The 16633-nt window shown below is 62.8% G+C and carries 14 protein-coding genes; 10 read left to right on the top strand and 4 right to left on the bottom strand.

Translation table 11 applies throughout. From position 1 onward, the window contains the following. Window positions 1-69: 69 nt before the first annotated feature. Together HMPREF3113_RS17170 and HMPREF3113_RS17175 are read right to left on the bottom strand one after the other, a co-directional pair. On the bottom strand, window positions 70-519 hold the full coding sequence (locus HMPREF3113_RS17170) for a 3-dehydroquinate dehydratase (protein WP_070474263.1): 450 nt from the start codon (window positions 517-519) through the stop codon (window positions 70-72). Between the two features lie 3 nt (window positions 520-522). Then, window positions 523-933, bottom strand: a complete 411-nt coding sequence (locus HMPREF3113_RS17175; protein ID WP_046272279.1) for a hypothetical protein — start codon at window positions 931-933, stop codon at window positions 523-525. Window positions 934-1111: 178 nt separating this feature from the next. Here HMPREF3113_RS17175 and lepB point away from each other — a divergent pair, with 178 nt between their 5' ends. Then, window positions 1112-1741 (top strand): signal peptidase I, encoded by a 630-nt coding sequence (gene lepB / locus HMPREF3113_RS17180; protein WP_070474267.1) that lies wholly within the window; start codon window positions 1112-1114, stop codon window positions 1739-1741. 132 nt (window positions 1742-1873) lie between these two features. Continuing rightward, window positions 1874-3151 carry an MFS transporter gene (locus HMPREF3113_RS17185; RefSeq protein ID WP_070474271.1) on the top strand — a complete coding sequence of 426 codons (1278 nt, stop codon included), beginning with the start codon at window positions 1874-1876 and terminating at the stop codon, window positions 3149-3151. Here HMPREF3113_RS17185 and HMPREF3113_RS17190 read toward each other — a convergent pair. Further along, a complete protein-coding gene (locus HMPREF3113_RS17190; RefSeq protein WP_070474274.1) occupies window positions 3141-4043 on the bottom strand; it encodes a LysR substrate-binding domain-containing protein in 903 nt (300 codons plus the stop codon). The genes HMPREF3113_RS17185 and HMPREF3113_RS17190 overlap by 11 nt on opposite strands. A 245-nt stretch (window positions 4044-4288) precedes the next feature. On the opposite strand from HMPREF3113_RS17190, the gene HMPREF3113_RS19070 reads away from it, so the two are divergent. The 5 genes from HMPREF3113_RS19070 (at window position 4289) to HMPREF3113_RS18690 (ending at window position 11062) form a co-directional block, all read left to right on the top strand. Beyond that, a complete protein-coding gene (locus HMPREF3113_RS19070) occupies window positions 4289-4639 on the top strand; it encodes a hypothetical protein (RefSeq protein WP_254665321.1) in 351 nt (116 codons plus the stop codon). A gap of 187 nt (window positions 4640-4826) precedes the next feature. Beyond that, complete coding sequence (locus HMPREF3113_RS18500; protein ID WP_254665322.1) at window positions 4827-7448, top strand: DUF6531 domain-containing protein; 2622 nt, start codon at window positions 4827-4829, stop codon at window positions 7446-7448. Window positions 7449-8229: 781 nt separating this feature from the next. Continuing rightward, on the top strand, window positions 8230-10320 hold the full coding sequence (locus HMPREF3113_RS17200; RefSeq protein WP_083298847.1) for an RHS repeat domain-containing protein: 2091 nt from the start codon (window positions 8230-8232) through the stop codon (window positions 10318-10320). A gap of 27 nt (window positions 10321-10347) precedes the next feature. Next, complete coding sequence (locus HMPREF3113_RS18685; RefSeq protein WP_139146399.1) at window positions 10348-10566, top strand: hypothetical protein; 219 nt, start codon at window positions 10348-10350, stop codon at window positions 10564-10566. Between the two features lie 34 nt (window positions 10567-10600). After that, a complete protein-coding gene (locus HMPREF3113_RS18690) occupies window positions 10601-11062 on the top strand; it encodes a hypothetical protein (RefSeq protein WP_139146400.1) in 462 nt (153 codons plus the stop codon). A gap of 204 nt (window positions 11063-11266) precedes the next feature. Here the strand turns inward: HMPREF3113_RS18690 and HMPREF3113_RS17205 are convergent, their stop codons facing one another. After that, window positions 11267-12232, bottom strand: a complete 966-nt coding sequence (locus tag HMPREF3113_RS17205) for a LysR family transcriptional regulator (protein WP_070474283.1) — start codon at window positions 12230-12232, stop codon at window positions 11267-11269. 108 nt (window positions 12233-12340) lie between these two features. Between HMPREF3113_RS17205 and aceB the strand changes: the two genes are divergently transcribed. From aceB to HMPREF3113_RS17220, 3 genes are all read left to right on the top strand, one after another. Beyond that, window positions 12341-13987 (top strand): malate synthase A, encoded by a 1647-nt coding sequence (gene aceB / locus HMPREF3113_RS17210; protein WP_070474287.1) that lies wholly within the window; start codon window positions 12341-12343, stop codon window positions 13985-13987. Between the two features lie 83 nt (window positions 13988-14070). Beyond that, window positions 14071-15363, top strand: coding sequence for an isocitrate lyase (gene aceA / locus HMPREF3113_RS17215; RefSeq protein WP_070474290.1), 1293 nt, complete (start codon window positions 14071-14073; stop codon window positions 15361-15363). A gap of 223 nt (window positions 15364-15586) precedes the next feature. Then, window positions 15587-16633 carry a GGDEF domain-containing protein gene (locus tag HMPREF3113_RS17220; protein ID WP_070474294.1) on the top strand — a complete coding sequence of 349 codons (1047 nt, stop codon included), beginning with the start codon at window positions 15587-15589 and terminating at the stop codon, window positions 16631-16633.

A 16633-nucleotide genomic window follows, 5' to 3' on the forward strand; every position in this document is an offset into this window, starting at 1 on the left:
CGCCCCCTCCCCCTTTATTTCGCCTCCAAGGGCATAGGGGCCCAGCGCCCGCCCCACCGACCCCGCGCCTCACGTCCCCACGTGCACGCCCTCGGCGATCTCACTGCACCCCAGGTGATCCAGCGCGATCTCCAGCGCGTGCATGTAACTCTGCGCGCAGTACCCACGCGCCACGCCGATGCGCTGGCCCACATCCGCTGGCAAGCACGCTTCCGGTGCGCGCGCATCGTCGTCGTGCACTTCCACGTAGGCGTTGTGCAGATGCGGCAGCAGGCGCTGCAGGCGCGCGCTGTTCACGCACGCACCCGGATCGAGCAGGGTGACTTCGCCACGGCTGTGATCGGCCACGCGCAGGGCGTCCAGCAACTCCTGCTCCGAGCCGCACGCGCGGATCGCCACCGTGGTGCCCGCATCGATCGCACGGTGCACCAGGGATTTCAGGACCAGCGCCGGCAGCGGCTGCGCGGTACGGATCAGCTGCCCGGCCGCCTCCGGCCCGCGGATGATGAAGATCGACATGGCTCAGCCCTCCACGGCCTGCAGGCGATGGGCGGCGATCGCCAGCGACAGGCGACACGCATCCTGGCGGCCGCTGCTGCAGACCACCCGCGCGGCCGGGGCGTGCTGCGGATGCAGGTGCTCGTCCAGCGCGTCGTCGTCGTTGCTGGCCATCTCGATGTACGGCGCTGGCAGGTCCTCCAGCGCGGTGCGCAGCGCCTGGCCATAACGAGCCCACTGCGGTGCATCGACCGCTGCGGTGGCGATCAGGACCAGCGCCGGGCGGCTGCGCTGTGCACGCTGCAGACAGCGCACCAGGGCCGGCAGGGAGTCGCAGTCGCGGCAGGCCAGGCGGTGCCCGGCGACCCGCGCAGGCAGCGGCGACGCGTCCGGCACGGCGTTCGACGGTGTGTGCCGGATCAGCAGGATGGTCATGGAGCGTCTCTTCGAAGCGCCCTTCGGCGCGGTGTCGCCACGATGCGGCCGCGCCCCGTAAAACCGCGATGCCGACCGGGCGGCCCCTGCGTAAAGAGTGCGTAGCTTTTTCAGCGCGGGGCAGGGAACTTGCCCGCCGTCCATTCGGTCACAGCCACACACTTCCTGGAGCGCCCGTATGGACACCCCCGCCGCCGCTGCCCCCAACGACCACCGCCTGCTGCGCTGGCTCAAGAAAGAAGCGCTGCCGCTGCTGGTCATGCTCGGCCTGCTCGCCGCGGCGCGCGACACCTTGGCCAACCACTACCAGGTGCCCAGCGGCTCGATGCAGCACACGCTGATGCCGGGCGACCGGGTGGTGGTGGACATGCGCGCCTACGGCGTGCGCCTGCCGTTCACCTCGGTGGAGCTGCTGCACACCGGCCAGCCGCAGCGCGGTGACGTGGCGGTGTTTAATTCCCCGCAGGACGGCACCCGGCTGATCAAGCGCATTGCGGCGGTCGGCGGGGATCGGGTCGAGCTGCACGACGGTCACCTGAGCATCAACGGCCGTCCGCTGGCCCAGGCCGGGGTGGGTGAGATCGAGGACTTCGGCCAGCATCTGGCGCAGCTGGATCTGGGCCAGGGCGGTGGCCCGGACATCACCGGCCTGACCGTACCCGCCGGGCAGGTGCTGATGCTCGGCGACCACCGCGGCAACAGTGCCGACGGCCGCTTCTTCGGCCTGGTCCAGGCCAGCGCGCTGTACGGCAAGGCCTCGCATGTTTACTACCGGCGCGGCGAAGGCCTGACCTGGCAGACGCTGTAATCCGGGCCGCGAACTGAATCGATATCTGCAACGTCTCGATTCAGACCTATCAGGTTATGGATCGACCTGTCCGCGCTGCCTATCCTGAGCGCTGACTCCTCGCTCCGGCCCACGCACGCGGGCCTTACCGGCATGAATGGCGACACCGCAGCGGTCCCCGACCGCAGCCCCCCGGCCACCACCAGCGCAGCGGCGGCCGGCGATCAGATCCAGCAGGGCACCCCGGCCTTCCGGCGCACGGCGGCCGCGCTGTTCCTGGCCGGCTTCTCCACCTTCGGGCTGCTCTACACAGTGCAGCCGCTGCTGCCCGAATTCAGTCGCCACTTCGGCGTCTCCGCAGCCAACAGCGCGCTGACCCTGTCGCTGAGCACCGGTCTGCTGGCGGTCTCGATGCTGATCGCGGGATTGATCTCCGACCGCATCGGCCGCCGCAGCGTGATGGTCGCGGCGTTGCTGGCGTCGAGCGTATTGTCTGTCGCCACCGCGATGGTGGATGACTGGACTACGCTGCTGGTGCTGCGCACGCTGCTCGGCATCGCGCTCAGTGGCGTACCGGCGGTGGGCATGACTTACCTCGCCGAGGAAATGGACAGCCGCGCGCTGGGCCTGGCGATGGGCCTGTACATCGGCGGCAATGCGATCGGCGGCATGAGTGGTCGTCTCATCGCGGGCATCGTCGCCGACCATTGGGGCTGGCGCTGGGGCATTGGCGTGGTCTCGCTGATCGCGCTGCTCAGTACCGTGCTGCTGTGGATCCAGCTGCCGCCCTCGCGCCACTTCCAGAGCCGCCGTGGCGGCCTGCGCGAACTGCCGGCGCGCTGGCGCAGCCTGTTCGGCGATCCCGGTCTGCCGTGGCTGTTCGCGACCGCCTTCGTGCTGATGGGCGTGTTCGTCACCCTCTACAACTACCTCGGCTTCCACCTGCTGGCGCCGCCGTATGGCCTCAGCCAGACCGTGGTCGGTTTGATCTTCAGCGTGTATCTGGTCGGCACCTTCAGCTCGGCGTGGATGGGGCAGCAGGCCAACCGCCATGGCCGCAGCCGCGTGCTGGCGATCTGCTACGGATTGATCGCGCTGGGCATCGTGCTGCTGGCGATGCCGTGGCTGGGCTGCATGGCGGCCGGCATCGCGCTGGTGACGTTCGGCTTCTTCGGCGGCCACTCGGTGGCCAGCAGCTGGGTTGGCAGCCGCGCCGGTGCGATGCGCGCCGAAGCGTCCGCCCTGTATTTGTTCGCCTACTACCTGGGCTCCAGCGTGGCCGGCGTGCTCGGCGGCGTGTTCTACACCCGCTGGGACTGGCTGGGCGTGTGCGGCTTCGTCGGCGTACTGACCGTGGCCGGTGGCGCGATTGCCTGGCGCCTGGGCCAGCGCGTGCAACCGGGTACCGCTACGCTCGCGCTCAGCCGCTGACACCCTGCAGCAGCCGGGTGAAGTGACCGATCAGGGGCGAGGCCGCACCGCGTCGGCAGGCGACGTGCACTTCGGAACTGGCCGCGCGATCACTGAGTGCGACGAAGCGCGCGCCGTCCACCTGGATATGGCAGCACGAGGCAGGCAGTACCGTTACCCCCAGCCCCGAGGCCGCCAGGCTGATCAGCGTCGAGGCTTCCCCTGCCTCCTGCACGATGCGTGGGGTGAACCCCGCGCTGCGGCACAGCGCGATGACATGATCGTGGATGCCCGCACCCACCTCGCGCAGGAAACCGACAAACGGCTCATGCGCGAACAGCCGCAGCGCCACCGCCGCATCGGCCGGCAACTCACGCACCAGCGGATGCTGATCGTGCACCACCAGCGCAAGTGGATCACTGAAGAGCTTGCGAGACATCAGCGGCGCGGGCAGGGCACGTTTGCGGATCAACCCGACATCCAGCTCGCCGGCCATCAGCGCATCGATCTGCTGCAGGGTATTCATCTCGCGCAGCTTCAACTGCACCTGCGGGAATTGCTGACGGTAGGCGAAGATCGCGCGCGGAATCTGCGTGGACAGCGGCGTCGCCCGGGTCAGCCCGATGCGCAGCTCACCGGTTTCCCCGCGTTGCGCGCGCTGGGTCAGATCGATCGCGGTATCCACCCGCGCCAGCACCTCACGCGCCTGCTCCTGCAGCACGCGACCGGCGTCGGTCAGTTCCACCCGGCGGTTCGCGCGCAGGAACAACCGCGCGCCGAGCAGTGTTTCCAGCTGGCGGATCTGTTGGCTGAGCGGCGGCTGCGACATCCCCAGCCGCTCGGCCGCGCGGCCGAAGTGCAGCGTCTCGGCGACGGCCAGGAAGTAGCGTAGGTGGCGGAGTTCGATGGACATGGGGGGGATTATGGCGTTCGGTTTGCCAATTGTCTGATTGCCTGGCCGACGATGGATGTGGGTCTCGTCGTGTAACGTTTCATCCAACTGGATATGGCAGCAGGAGGCGGACAACACCGCCACCTCCAACCCCACCAGCGCAAGCGGATCACTGAGCAGTTTGCGTGACGTTAGCGGCGGGTAGGGCACGGCCGCGGACCAACCCCACATACAATTCTCCGGCGATCAGTGCACCGATCCGCTGCATGGCGTTCATCTCGCGTAGCGTCAACTGCACCTGCGAAAACTGGTGGCAGCAGCCGAAGATGGCGCGTGGAATATACCTGCACAGCGGAGTAGCTAGTCTCACACCCGCTATCTGGGCCGCGCCACGCTCGATCAACCACCTGCGCGAAGACAAGAACTACATAAGCCAGTTCGTCCCGCGCATGCGCGGCGAGGGCGTGCACGCGGATCTGCTGTCCAACCGCTTCAAGCTGGCCCGCAAGCGCCTGGGCTTCGATGCGCAGCACAGCCACTGGCCGAAACTGGACTGCACCCGCTTCCTGCGGCCGCTGCCGCCGCGGGTGGACTCGCCGCAGGGTTCGTTGTTCTAACGAGCCTTGAAGGGACGGTCGTCAACAAACGTCTTAGTCCGTACCTAGTCGCCGTACATCAATGTAATCGGCCCGTTACTGCCGAGCATGCGTCCGCCACGGCAGTCTATTAAACAACCCCAGGCTTGCTTGCTGAACCGTGAACGATGTAGCTTAAGCTTAATTCTAAGTGAATGAGTCAGTATCCATGGATGGAAAAAGCACGCCCAATAGCCCGGGTAAGAGGCGCTTCTCCTATGTGATGACGCTATTGCCTATCGTTTCTTTGGGCGTCATATCAACGAGTGCTTTTGCAGCGCCCGCGAAAGAAAAGGTGCGAATAATCAGCCAAGCCGAGGGCGGGGGTGGGGTAGCCACAACAGATATGGCAAGGATGACCGTCCGTGGGACTAGACCCAATCAGCCTCCCCTATTTAAGTCCTATAGCGGGATCTCCGCTCCTTACATCCAGCTGCCAATAGGGGGGGGCGGAGGAGGAACTGCAGCCCCTGCCCAAACATCGAAAGAGCAGGAAACCGACGATAGGCAGGACGACTGTCCAGAAGTTAGTGGGAATCCCGTGGTTCTTTACACTGGGAACAAGGTGGAGCCTGAGCTGGATTTTGCGAGCCAGGGAGAAATGGGCCTGTATCTGCAGCGCACCTACAACCACCATTGGAGTGCGGTTGGCATCTTTGGCCAACACTGGCTGAGCAACTTCGACTACTCACTGGCATTCTCTGATGAAAGGAATCTGGCTTGGTCGCAACGGCCAGATGGTCGGCGAATCAAGTTCCTCCGTGACCTGAGCAGTGGTTACTGGTTCGAGGACAAAGCGCAACCGGTGGCGTACATCAAGCAAAACGGCGATGGCTCATTCACGCTGCACAACGAACAGCGCGGGACAGAGAGCTATAACGCCGAAGGATTCATTACGCAGCAGCGCGATGAACAAGGCGTGGCATGGACGTACTCTTACAATAATCGTTATCTCCAGCGGGTGACTCATTCTTCGGGTCGACAAATCAACTTTTCCTGGAGTAATGGCCAGCTCGTGAGTGTAACGGACCCAGCCGGGAACGCTTACCAATACACGTACACCGCCAATGCCTTCGGTAGTAACCGCCCCCGACTCGCCTCTGCTGTAATGCCTGGCGCGCCCGCTACAACCATCAGCTACCACTATGAAGATGCGAGATTCCCCGGCGCCCTTACGGGCAAATCGTTCAATGGTAATCGATACTCAACCTTTGCCTACGATGCGAGCAGGCGCGCGGTTCTTTCCGAGCATGCAGGTGGAGTCGAACGCTTTACTTACAGCTACGCTGTACTTCAGACGGAAGCCGTCGCCCCTCCCCCCGCACCTGCTCAGCCAGGACGGTCTGCCGGAGGGACGGGGAGTACGCCGGGTTCACCATGGTGCGAACCGCGCGTAGGAGGAGAAATCTGCTATGCCCCACAGTCCCTGCCGTCCTTCCCGTCCCAGCCATCTCTGCCGACGTCCGGCGGCCCAATTATCAACCTTCCCGGCGTACCTGGGTCACCTGGCCTACCTACAGACCCGCTTTCCCAACTTCCGACCACCAGGGACCGTGCAGTAAAGATCAGCGTCACTGAGACCAACCCGCTCGGCCGTAAGACTACCTACAAGTACGAGGATGGTAGGCAAGTATCGGTAAAAGGAGATGCGTCACCGAAATGTGCAGCCAGCTATAAGGAGCGTAGTTATGACGCCAATGGCTACCCCGACCTGGTCCACGACTTCGCGGACAACTTGACCAACTTTGATTACAGTCCCCAAGGCTTCCTGCTCAAACAGGTTGAGGCGGTCGGAACCAGTGCCGAACGGACAACAACGTGGGAGTGGGACACTGGGAAGAACCGCTTGCTGAAGCAGAGAATAGTGGGCGACGTCGAGAACAGTTTCACTTATGACGCCAAGGGAAACCTGGCCTCATCCACTGCGCGGAACGCCAGTGCAATTGGTGCGGTGGGCCAGTCCAGTGTCACGACATACACCTACACTTACCACTCCAATGGGCTAAAGGCATCAATAAAGTCCGACGGACCTCTCGCGCAAGATGACGTCATCGAAACATATAGTGGGTCAGGCGACCTTCTCGCGGTCAAAAACGCACTCGGTCACACCGTGAGCTACAGCAACTACAACGGTCTTGGACAGCCTGGCCGAATCGTTGGCGTCAATGGCGATGTAACCGAAATCTCTTACGATGCGCGGGGAAGAGTTGCCTCGTCTCGTAGAAGCATTGGGAATGACTGGGCCACGACGACTATCAGCTACGATCCAACTGGCAATCTGGCGAGCATCCTCCGCCCCGATGGCATCAAAGTAAGCTACAGCTACGACGCTGCACGGAGACTGGTGCTGGAGTCTAGGCCCCTCGGAGACGGGCAGTTTGCAAGGGTGAAGCATAGTTACGACAACGCCTCTAACCGTACTCGAACCGAAATATCGCAAAGCGACTATCCAGCCGATAGCCAAGTAGTTGGATACATCGATGGTGTCGCACACGACGGCCAGTGGAACTGGTTCGTACACGGTTGGGCCTGCACTACTGGATCCGCCGCATCCATCCAGGTCGACGCCTATGCCAGCGGGGTTTGCACATCGGAAGCACCAAGGCGAATAGGGCTACCGGTACTGAGGTTGCGAACGTTTGCCAGGCGAGTGGAGCAGCGTACGGATTTCGCGTGCCAATCACCTTGGCTCAGCGCCAACAGTTGGGTGGCCGAACTGTTTCGGTCCAAGGCGTATCGCCTCAAGGAGCCACTTACAATCGGGCTTTGCCGAGCGCGGCAGATCATCTGATCCCGACAGCGACGATCATTGGCGGCGTCAGTGGGGTGGTCCAAGACGAAACATGGAACTCATACATCGAAGGGTGGGCGTGCTCCGTTGGTGTTGCTGCACCTATCGCTGTCCACGTCTATGCTGGCGGCGCTGCGGGTTCGGGCACGCACGTTGCAAGCGGGACCGCCAACCTGCCAGGTGACGCCACCGTCGCACATAGCTGTCAGGTGGCGACAACTGCGCATCGGTTCAGGGTGCTCTTAGACTTTGGCACCCGCCAGGCCCACGCCAACAAAACGCTGCACGTTCACGGCATCTCGCCTGTTGGACAATCCAACCTGGTCGTTACCGGATCCGGCAGCCATACCGTTCCACCGGCCACACTTAGCGCGCAGATCATCAGCTTTAACACTTCTCCGACTAATATCGTAAATGGAGAAACCACCGAGCTGACTGCTCGGGTGCGCAACACAGGAAATATCGTCTGGCATAGCAATACCTATCTTGCTTGGGGATTCATCCACCTAAACAACAGCATGCTCCTGTCAGCACCAGTTCCTCCTGGGGGAGAGGTGGTCTTCAGTCAAACCATCGCGCCAGAAAATCCTGGGACGGGAAACATGTACTTCGAATATTCTGCGCAGATGGCGAGCAGTGGTACAGCGTGGGGCCCGCGAGCCACCACGGGAGTGACCGTGTCCAATGTTGGCTGGGTCTGTAAGCCGAACGGAGAGTGTCAGGCGCCAATGTCAGTCGAGCCAGGCGGCCAGATGCTGAAGTCCACGGAAGGAGAGCGCTGATGTCCATCGCAACGGCAACACTGATCGCGTTGAGCACAGTTTCCTACAGCGTTGACTATCAGTATGACGAGCTGGGAAGACTGGTGGCGGAGAACGGTAACAGTGGTCAGAACGTCCGCTACGCCTATGACGCTGAGGACCGTCTGATCCAAATCACGGATTCGCAGAATCGCACGACGAAATTCGAGTATGACGCGCGAGGACGATTGTTGAAGAAGATAGATCCAGCGGGTGGCGCGACACTGCTGGCCCACGACGTGGGTGATCGTGTTACCAAGGTGATCGACCCCCGTGGATTGGTAACGAGATTCGAATACGATGGATTTGGACAACTGTGGAAGCAGAGCAGTCCGGATACTGGGGTCACGAGCCACCAATACAACGCAGGCGGAATGCGAACGGGTACCGTGCGTAACGATGGCAGTACGGTGTCCTTTACTCATGACGGTTTGGGACGACTTACTGAGGTCAATTCCGACGGTCAACAACACAGTTACAGCTATGATTGGTGCAGTAGGGGGCTGGGCCGGCTATGTGGATTGGCCGCTCCAACCACATCCACACATTTCGCCTACAGCCCTGCTGGTGAAGTTTTGATCAGGCGGGACTTCATCATTGCCGGTGGAGCGACGACGGACCACAGCACCACCTACGGCTTCGACGGGATTGGCAGGCCTAACAAGATCACCTATCCCAATGGAAACGCTGTTGAATACGGGTACGGGGCCGGCGGTCAACTTGGTTCAATGTCCGTGACCATCAACGGTGTGACCAAGCCGGTGATCACAGCCGCGAGTTACAAAGCAACGGGTGCTCGAAACAACCTCTCTTACGGCAATGGTCTTGTGCGTGGATATGGCCACGATCTGGACGGCCGCCTCACCTCCATGTCCGTACGGCGAGGGGACAACACCGCACTGAGCGCCTGGGACTACCAGCACAGCGCGGACAATGAGATCACCCGGATAGGTGACGGGGTCTCCCCGGACATGACGCAGGTCATTGGCTACGACGCGCTGAGTCGCCTGACCACCCTGACGCGATTCGGCGTGACCAACCAGCTCTCGTACGATGCGGGTGGCAATCACGATCGTTACCAAGCAGGAACCTCGTTGACCCAGTACAGCATCGATCCTCAGAGCAATCGCGTCCTGAACTACACGAGTGATGGCGTAGGCCGCCAGTACCAGTACGATGCTGTAGGTAACAGAATCAGCGAGACGAGCGGTTCGCGCGTGCAGACGTACACCTACAGCCCCTTCAACCGGATGAGTCAGGCTAACGTCAATGGGACCGTTACAAACTACATGCTCAATGCGCAAGGCCAGCGTGTAGCGAAGCTCAACGCAAGCACGAGCCGCTACTACTACGCGGGGCAGAATCAGCTCACCTCGGAGCTGACGGACGGTACTTGGACGAACTACCTTTGGTTCGGCGGCGAGCTGGTAGGCTTGGACCGTGGTGGGCAAGTTAACTTTGTACACGCCGATCATCTGGGGCGGCCTGAATTCGCTACGAACGCCAGCCAGCAGACGGTGTGGAAGGCTTACAACTACGCCTATGGCCGCAGTGTTCAGCAGGACAGCATTGGGGGGCTGAACATTGGTTTCCCAGGCCAGTACTACGATGCCGAGACGGGGCTCTGGTACAACGGATTCCGGGATTACGACGCAAGCATTGCCCGGTACGTGCAGAGTGATCCAATTGGGTTGGATGGAGGTATTAACACGTATGCGTACGCAAAGGGAAATCCAATTTATTATGTAGATCCGCTCGGTTTGGTTGGAGGGCCGTTGAACGGATTTAACCCAGGGTATGGTCCGATAGTCATCAAGACGCCGACTTCGGCCATACATTGGGCAGAGAAGCTTGGAATGGGCTTGGTTGTGAGTAAGGCGACGATGGGTGTTATGAGCGTAAACAATCGTGGACAGCTGGTGCCGAAGGCTTCATCACTACTGGGGCGAGTATCTGTAGTTGTCGCTCTTATGGAGCCTGTAGAAATGGGCTGTGCAGAGCTTGACTGTGATAAGAATGGAATAATTGATTTCTTGGAGAAAGCTCCGTCATCTTGCGATGCTCCTCAATAGTTTTCCAAATTTATTAAGGCTGTCGAAATGCGAAAAGAAGCTAATTCAAAGTACTCAAAGAAGTCACGGATGGCTTTCTCGGCACTTATTTTTATTTTTATCTACTTCTTTGGTGTTGCGATATTTTGGAACCTGCCAAAGTACTTATCTCAAGCCACGCCAGTGCTGGCGATCGTATGGTTCTTCGTAACCACTACACTCTCCAAATATCTGATTGGTTTGTTAGGTTGGAGTGACGAGGCATGAACTTTGATTAAATTTATGCTTAGCGCGGGAGGGGGTGAATTTGATTTCAGGTTCGAGAACGCTGATTGTGCTCTCCGTTCTAGTCTTGGCGTTGAGCTGCGCCAAGAATGATGTTGGACCTAGGATAGCGCAGCTGTGTTTTGATGATGAGCGGGGCGTCGATGAGCTGATTGGGGTTCTCGAAAAGATCGCTTCCGACAATTCCCTGGGCTTTGTTGATCGGAGTTCAGGTATCCAGCGAGAGCTGCGAACGCTTGGCATGGACCCGGGTTATAGGGTCATCGGAATTTCAGTAACTGGAGAGGACGGTGTGGGGCTCGCAGCAGGGAACTTGAGCCTGGGTCCTTATCAAGCGGTAGTAGGTTTTACACAGGGCGCTGACGCCGACGCATCTGAAGCGTTTGCCAAGAACGCGATTGCTGCCTTGGAAGCGAAATGGACGCTGCGTCAGGTTGCCAATGGCCAAGGTGCGTTCAAGTTGCCCGACTGCCGCTGAGAGCGCGAAGAGCAACGCGAGGTTGCTTGCGGTTTACTGATTACCACAATTCCGGGAATCGAAATGCAGAAATGTAAAGCGTAGGGCGTAGATGATCGTTTAGGCTGCTGGGCAGTATTTGCAGGCGTCCAAGCAGCACAGCTTGGATGCAGTCTTACCCGATACGCAGAGCATTGCCGCGGGCGGCTTCTTCCGTCGTCTGCCTCACCGCTCCGAATGTCCACTCTCGTCATAGCTGCGCGGACTGAACAAATCCGGCTGGATCAGCTCGATGAACGCCCGCGCCTGCGGTGACAGAAAACGTCCACGCCGCACGATCACCCCATAACTGCGCTCCGGGAACCACGCACTCATCGAGCGCGTCACCAGCTTCTCGCGATCAGCATCGTGGAGGCAGAGCGCCGGCACGATCGAGATGCCCATGCCCATCGCCACGTATTGCTTGATCACTTCCCAGCCGCCCACCTCCAGCGCCACGGTGTAGGGCAGCCGATGCCGCTGGAACACCTGGTCAACCAGCCGGTAGGTGATCTGGCGCTTGGGCGGCAGCACCAGCGGGTACTGCGAGATCGCCTCCAGGCTCAGTTCGCCGTGCGCCAGCGGGTGCTCGGGCGGGGCGATCAGCACCTGCTCGAAGCGGTAGGCCGGGGCGTAGCTGAGGTCGGCCGGCACGTCGGTCATCGAGCCCACCGCCAGGTCCGCCGCATCGCTGCGCAGCAGATCGGTGCCGTCGGCGCTGATCGCGTTGTGCAGGGTCAGGCGGACATCCGGGTGGCGCTGGCGGAAGCGCTCCACGATGCGCGGCAGCAGGTACAGGATGGTCGAGCTGTTGGCCGCGATGTTGAGCTCGCCCGCGTCCAGCCCCTTCACCTTGTCGCGGAAGCTGGCCTCCAGCCCGTCCAGGTTCTCCACCAGCGGCAGCGCCATCTCATACAGCAGTTGGCCTTCACGGCTGGGCACCAGGCGTCGCCCGCTGCGCTCGAACAGATTGACCCCGAGTTCGCGCTCCAGCGCCTGCAACTGCTGGCTGATGGCCGGCTGGCTGACGAACAAAGCCTCAGCTGCCCGTGAGACTGAGCCCAGGCGGACCGTCTGGCAGAACGCCCGCAGCGGCTTGAGCCGATCGGATTTATAGGAAAACCGGGGACTTGGCGTGCGCGGCGTGGTCATGGCGTCATGAGTATAAGCACACCTTATGTAAGCCATTGCAATAACTGCTTTGTCAAATATCGGCGCGGCGGCGCACGGTGGAGCTCAACCGCACCGCAGGAGCCCGCCATGTCCGCCGTCGCTTACGCCACCGCCCAGTCCACCCCCGCCGATGCACCGGCCACCCCCGGCATTGCCCTGACCACCCAGCTGGCCGGCCAGTCCGCGCTGCTGCCAGCGGGGGTACTGGCGCTGCTGGTGTCGCTGCACCGGGCGGTGGAGCCGGAGCGTCAGCGCCGGCTGCAGGCACGGGTGGCCCGCCAGGCCTTCTTCGATGGCGGCGGCCTGCCGGACTTCCGTGCCGATACCGCCGAGATCCGCGCCAGCGACTGGCACGTCGCCCCGCTGCCGGAGGCGCTGCAGGACCGCCGGGTGGAGATCACCGGCCCGACCGACCCGAAGATGGTCATCAACGCGCTGAACTCCGGCGCCAAGGTGTTCATGGCCGACTTCGAGGATTCCACCGCCCCGGCCTGGCGCAACCTGCTGGCCGGCCAGCAGGCGCTGATCGGCGCGGTGCGTGGCGATCTGACCCACACCGGCCCGTCCGTGGATGGGAAGCCGGGCAAGCAGTACACCCTGCGGCCGTTCAACGAGCAGGCCGTGCTGATCGTCCGCCCGCGGGGCTGGCACCTGGATGAGAAGCACGTGCGCATCGATGGCCAGCCGATCGCCGGTGGCCTGTTCGATGCGGCGGTGTTCGCCTTCCACAACGCCCGTACGCTGATGTGCAGGCAGCGGGGGCCGTACTTCTACCTGCCCAAGCTGCAGAGCATGGAAGAGGCGGCACTGTGGGAGACCGCGCTGTCGCACATCGAGGGCATGCTCGGCCTGCCGCATGGGCAGATCAAGGTCACGGTGCTGATCGAAACGCTGCCGGCGGTGTTCGAGATGGATGAGATCCTGCATGCGCTGCGCGACCGCATCGTCGGCCTGAACTGTGGCCGCTGGGACTACATTTTTTCCTACATCAAGACCTTCCGCCGGCACGCCGACAAGGTGCTGCCCGAGCGCGGCCAGGTGACGATGACCCAGCCGTTCCTGAAGGCTTATTCGGAGCTGCTGATCCGCACCTGTCACCGCCGCGGCGCGCATGCGATGGGTGGCATGGCCGCGCAGATTCCGATCAACCACGACGCGGCCGCCAACGAGCAGGCGATGGCGCGGGTGCGGGCGGACAAGCTGCGCGAAGTCACCGCCGGCCATGACGGCACCTGGGTCGCCCACCCCGCGCTGATCCCGGTCGCGCAGGCGATCTTCGACGAGCACATGCCCGGGCCGAACCAGCATCGCGTGCTGCGCAACGACGTGCAGGTGGGCCGCGATGACCTGATCGCCGCGCCCACCGGCACCATCACCCGCGCCGGTTTCGAGGGCAACGTGGAAGTCTGCGTGCGCTACCTGGCCGCCTGGCTGGACGGCAACGGCTGCGTGCCGATCCACCACCTGATGGAAGACGCGGCCACCGCCGAGATCAGCCGCAGCCAGCTGTGGCAGTGGCTGCACGTTCCCGGCCAGCACCTGGACGACGGCACCGCCATCGACCTGGCCCTGCTCGACGCCACCCTGGCCCAGCTGCCGGCGCGGCTGGGCGATACCGCCGCGCTGCCCGGCAGCGCCCGCATCCCCGAGTCCATCGCGCTGCTGGCCGACCTCAGCCGCCGAGAGGAGCTCACCGACTTCCTGACCCTGCCGGCCTACGACCGCCTCGACTGAACCCTGCCGGCCTACGACCGCCTCGACTGACCACCCGCCATCCACCTGCTGTTACCGCATCCGTTCCCTTTTGGAGATTCGACATGAGCACCCTGCAGACCGCCGAACAGATCCAGCACGCTTGGAACACCGACCCGCGCTGGGCCGGGATCACCCGCAACTACACCGCCGCCGACGTGGTGCGCCTGCGCGGCACCGTGCACGTGGAGCACTCGCTGGCACGGCTGGGCGCGGAGAAGCTGTGGACGTACCTGCAGGAGAAGGACTTCGTCAACGCGCTGGGTGCGCTGACCGGCAACCAGGCCATGCAGCAGGTCAAGGCCGGCTTGAACGCGATCTATCTGTCCGGCTGGCAGGTCGCCGCCGATGCCAACCTGGCCGGCCAGATGTACCCGGACCAGTCGCTGTACCCGGCCGACTCGGTGCCGGCGGTGGTCAAGCGCATCAACAACACCCTGCTGCGTGCTGATCAGCTGCACCATGCCGAAGGCAAGGATGACATCGACTTCCTGCAGCCGATCGTGGCCGATGCCGAAGCCGGGTTCGGCGGCGTGCTCAACGCCTTCGAACTGATGAAGGCGATGATCGAGGCCGGCGCGGCCGGCGTGCACTTCGAGGACCAGCTGGCCTCGGTGAAGAAGTGCGGGCACATGGGCGGCAAGGTGCTGGTGCCCACCCGCGAGGCCATCGAGAAGCTCAACGCCGCGCGCCTGGCCGCCGACGTGATGGGCGTCCCGACCCTGCTGGTGGCACGTACCGATGCCGAGGCGGCCGACCTGCTGACCAGCGATGTGGATGGCAACGACCAGCCGTTCACCACCGGCGAGCGGACCGTGGAAGGCTTCTACAAGACCCGCAACGGCCTGGACCAGGCCATCAGCCGCGGCCTGGCGTATGCCCCCTACGCCGACCTGATCTGGTGCGAGACCGGCAAGCCGGACCTGGCGTTCGCCCGCAAGTTCGCCGAGGCCATCCACGCGAAATTCCCGGGCAAGCTGCTGGCCTACAACTGCTCGCCCAGCTTCAACTGGAAGAAGAACCTGGACGACGCCACCATCGCGACCTTCCAGAAGGAGATCGCCAAATATGGCTACAAGTTCCAGTTCATCACCCTGGCCGGCTTCCACGCCCTGAACTACTCGATGTTCAACCTGGCGCACGGCTACGCCCGCCGCCAGATGAGCGCCTTCGTGGAGCTGCAGGAAGCCGAGTTCGCCGCCGCCGACCGCGGCTTCACGGCGGTCAAGCACCAGCGCGAGGTCGGCACCGGCTACTTCGACGCGGTGACCCAGGCGATCCAGCAGGGCCAGTCCTCGACCACCGCCCTGAGCGGGTCCACCGAGGAGGAGCAGTTCAACGCCGAACGCGCGGCCTGACCCGGCAAGGACGGCCAGGGTAGGCCCACAGGGCGGCCGGTTGGAGGACCTGACGCCCTGTGTCGTCTCCGGACCCGGCTCTTCACATCGTCAGACGCGGTAGAACGCGCGTGTTTTCACGATCTTGGGGGGTAAAAGTCGGAAATGGGATAGGGCGCACAGTTTTGAGGAGTGCTATCCTCCATCGCTCACCAGGGGGACGCTGAAAAGCGGGTGTTCGGAAATGACCGGCAAGGGTGCGGCGGCGATCATGTGCGAACAGGAATCAGACATCGACCGAAAGGCGATGGCTGAGATCGTGCACGCCATCCTGAGCAACGGCGAGTCCGCATTGTTCTCCGAATTCGGCCGGCAACGCAAGCTGCCCTCAGGCACCCATCTGTTCCATCGCGGCCACGCCGGCAACACGATGTACGTGATCGTCAGCGGCTGCATCGAACTGGACTTCGGCGAAGACCTCGTCGTGAAGTCACTCGGTCCCAATGAATTCTTCGGCGAGCTGGGCCTGCTGATCGGCGACCACCAGCGCACGGCCGGCGCGCGTGCGGTCCAGGACAGCATCGTGCTGGAACTGGACCACGACGATTTCCAGCGTCTGGTCGACCGCGACCCTGGCCTGCTGGCCTACTTCCTGCGCCGCACGATCATGCGGGTGGTGAGCAACGAGCAGGTGCTGATCCGCCAGCTGCGCCGCCGCAACCACGATCTCGAAACCGCGCTGGACAACCTCTACGTCACCACCCACCAGCTCACCCACACCCGCGAGCTGGTGCGCACCGACGAGCTGACCGGCCTGCACAACCGGCGTGGCCTCGCGCTCTACCTGCAGGACTGCCGTGCGCAGGAAAACAGCGCGCCGCAGGGCCTGCTGCTGATCGACTGCGACCAGTTCAAGCAGGTCAACGATGTGCACGGCCACCAGGCCGGCGACCGCGTGCTGCAGAGCGTGGCCAACATCCTGCGCTCGGTGGCCACCGAGCCGGACGTGGCCTGCCGGCTGGGCGGCGACGAATTCTGCCTGCTGCTGCGCAGCGCCGACCAGGACAGCCTGCAGCACGCCGCCGAGTTCATTCTCAGCGCGGTGCATGGCCTGATCGACCGTGCGCATGGCGTGCCGCATGTGTGCCCGGTCAGCATCGGGGTCTGTCTGATCGACCCGCAGACCGACTGGAGCGAGTGGTACGCCCGCGCCGACAATGCGCTGTACCAGGCCAAACGGCTGGGCGGCAACCGATTGCACTGGTCGCGATCAGCGACCGCCACACCCTGA

It is taken from the genome of Stenotrophomonas sp. HMSC10F06 (assembly GCF_001807865.1).
In the GTDB taxonomy this organism is placed as follows: domain Bacteria; phylum Pseudomonadota; class Gammaproteobacteria; order Xanthomonadales; family Xanthomonadaceae; genus Stenotrophomonas; species Stenotrophomonas bentonitica_A.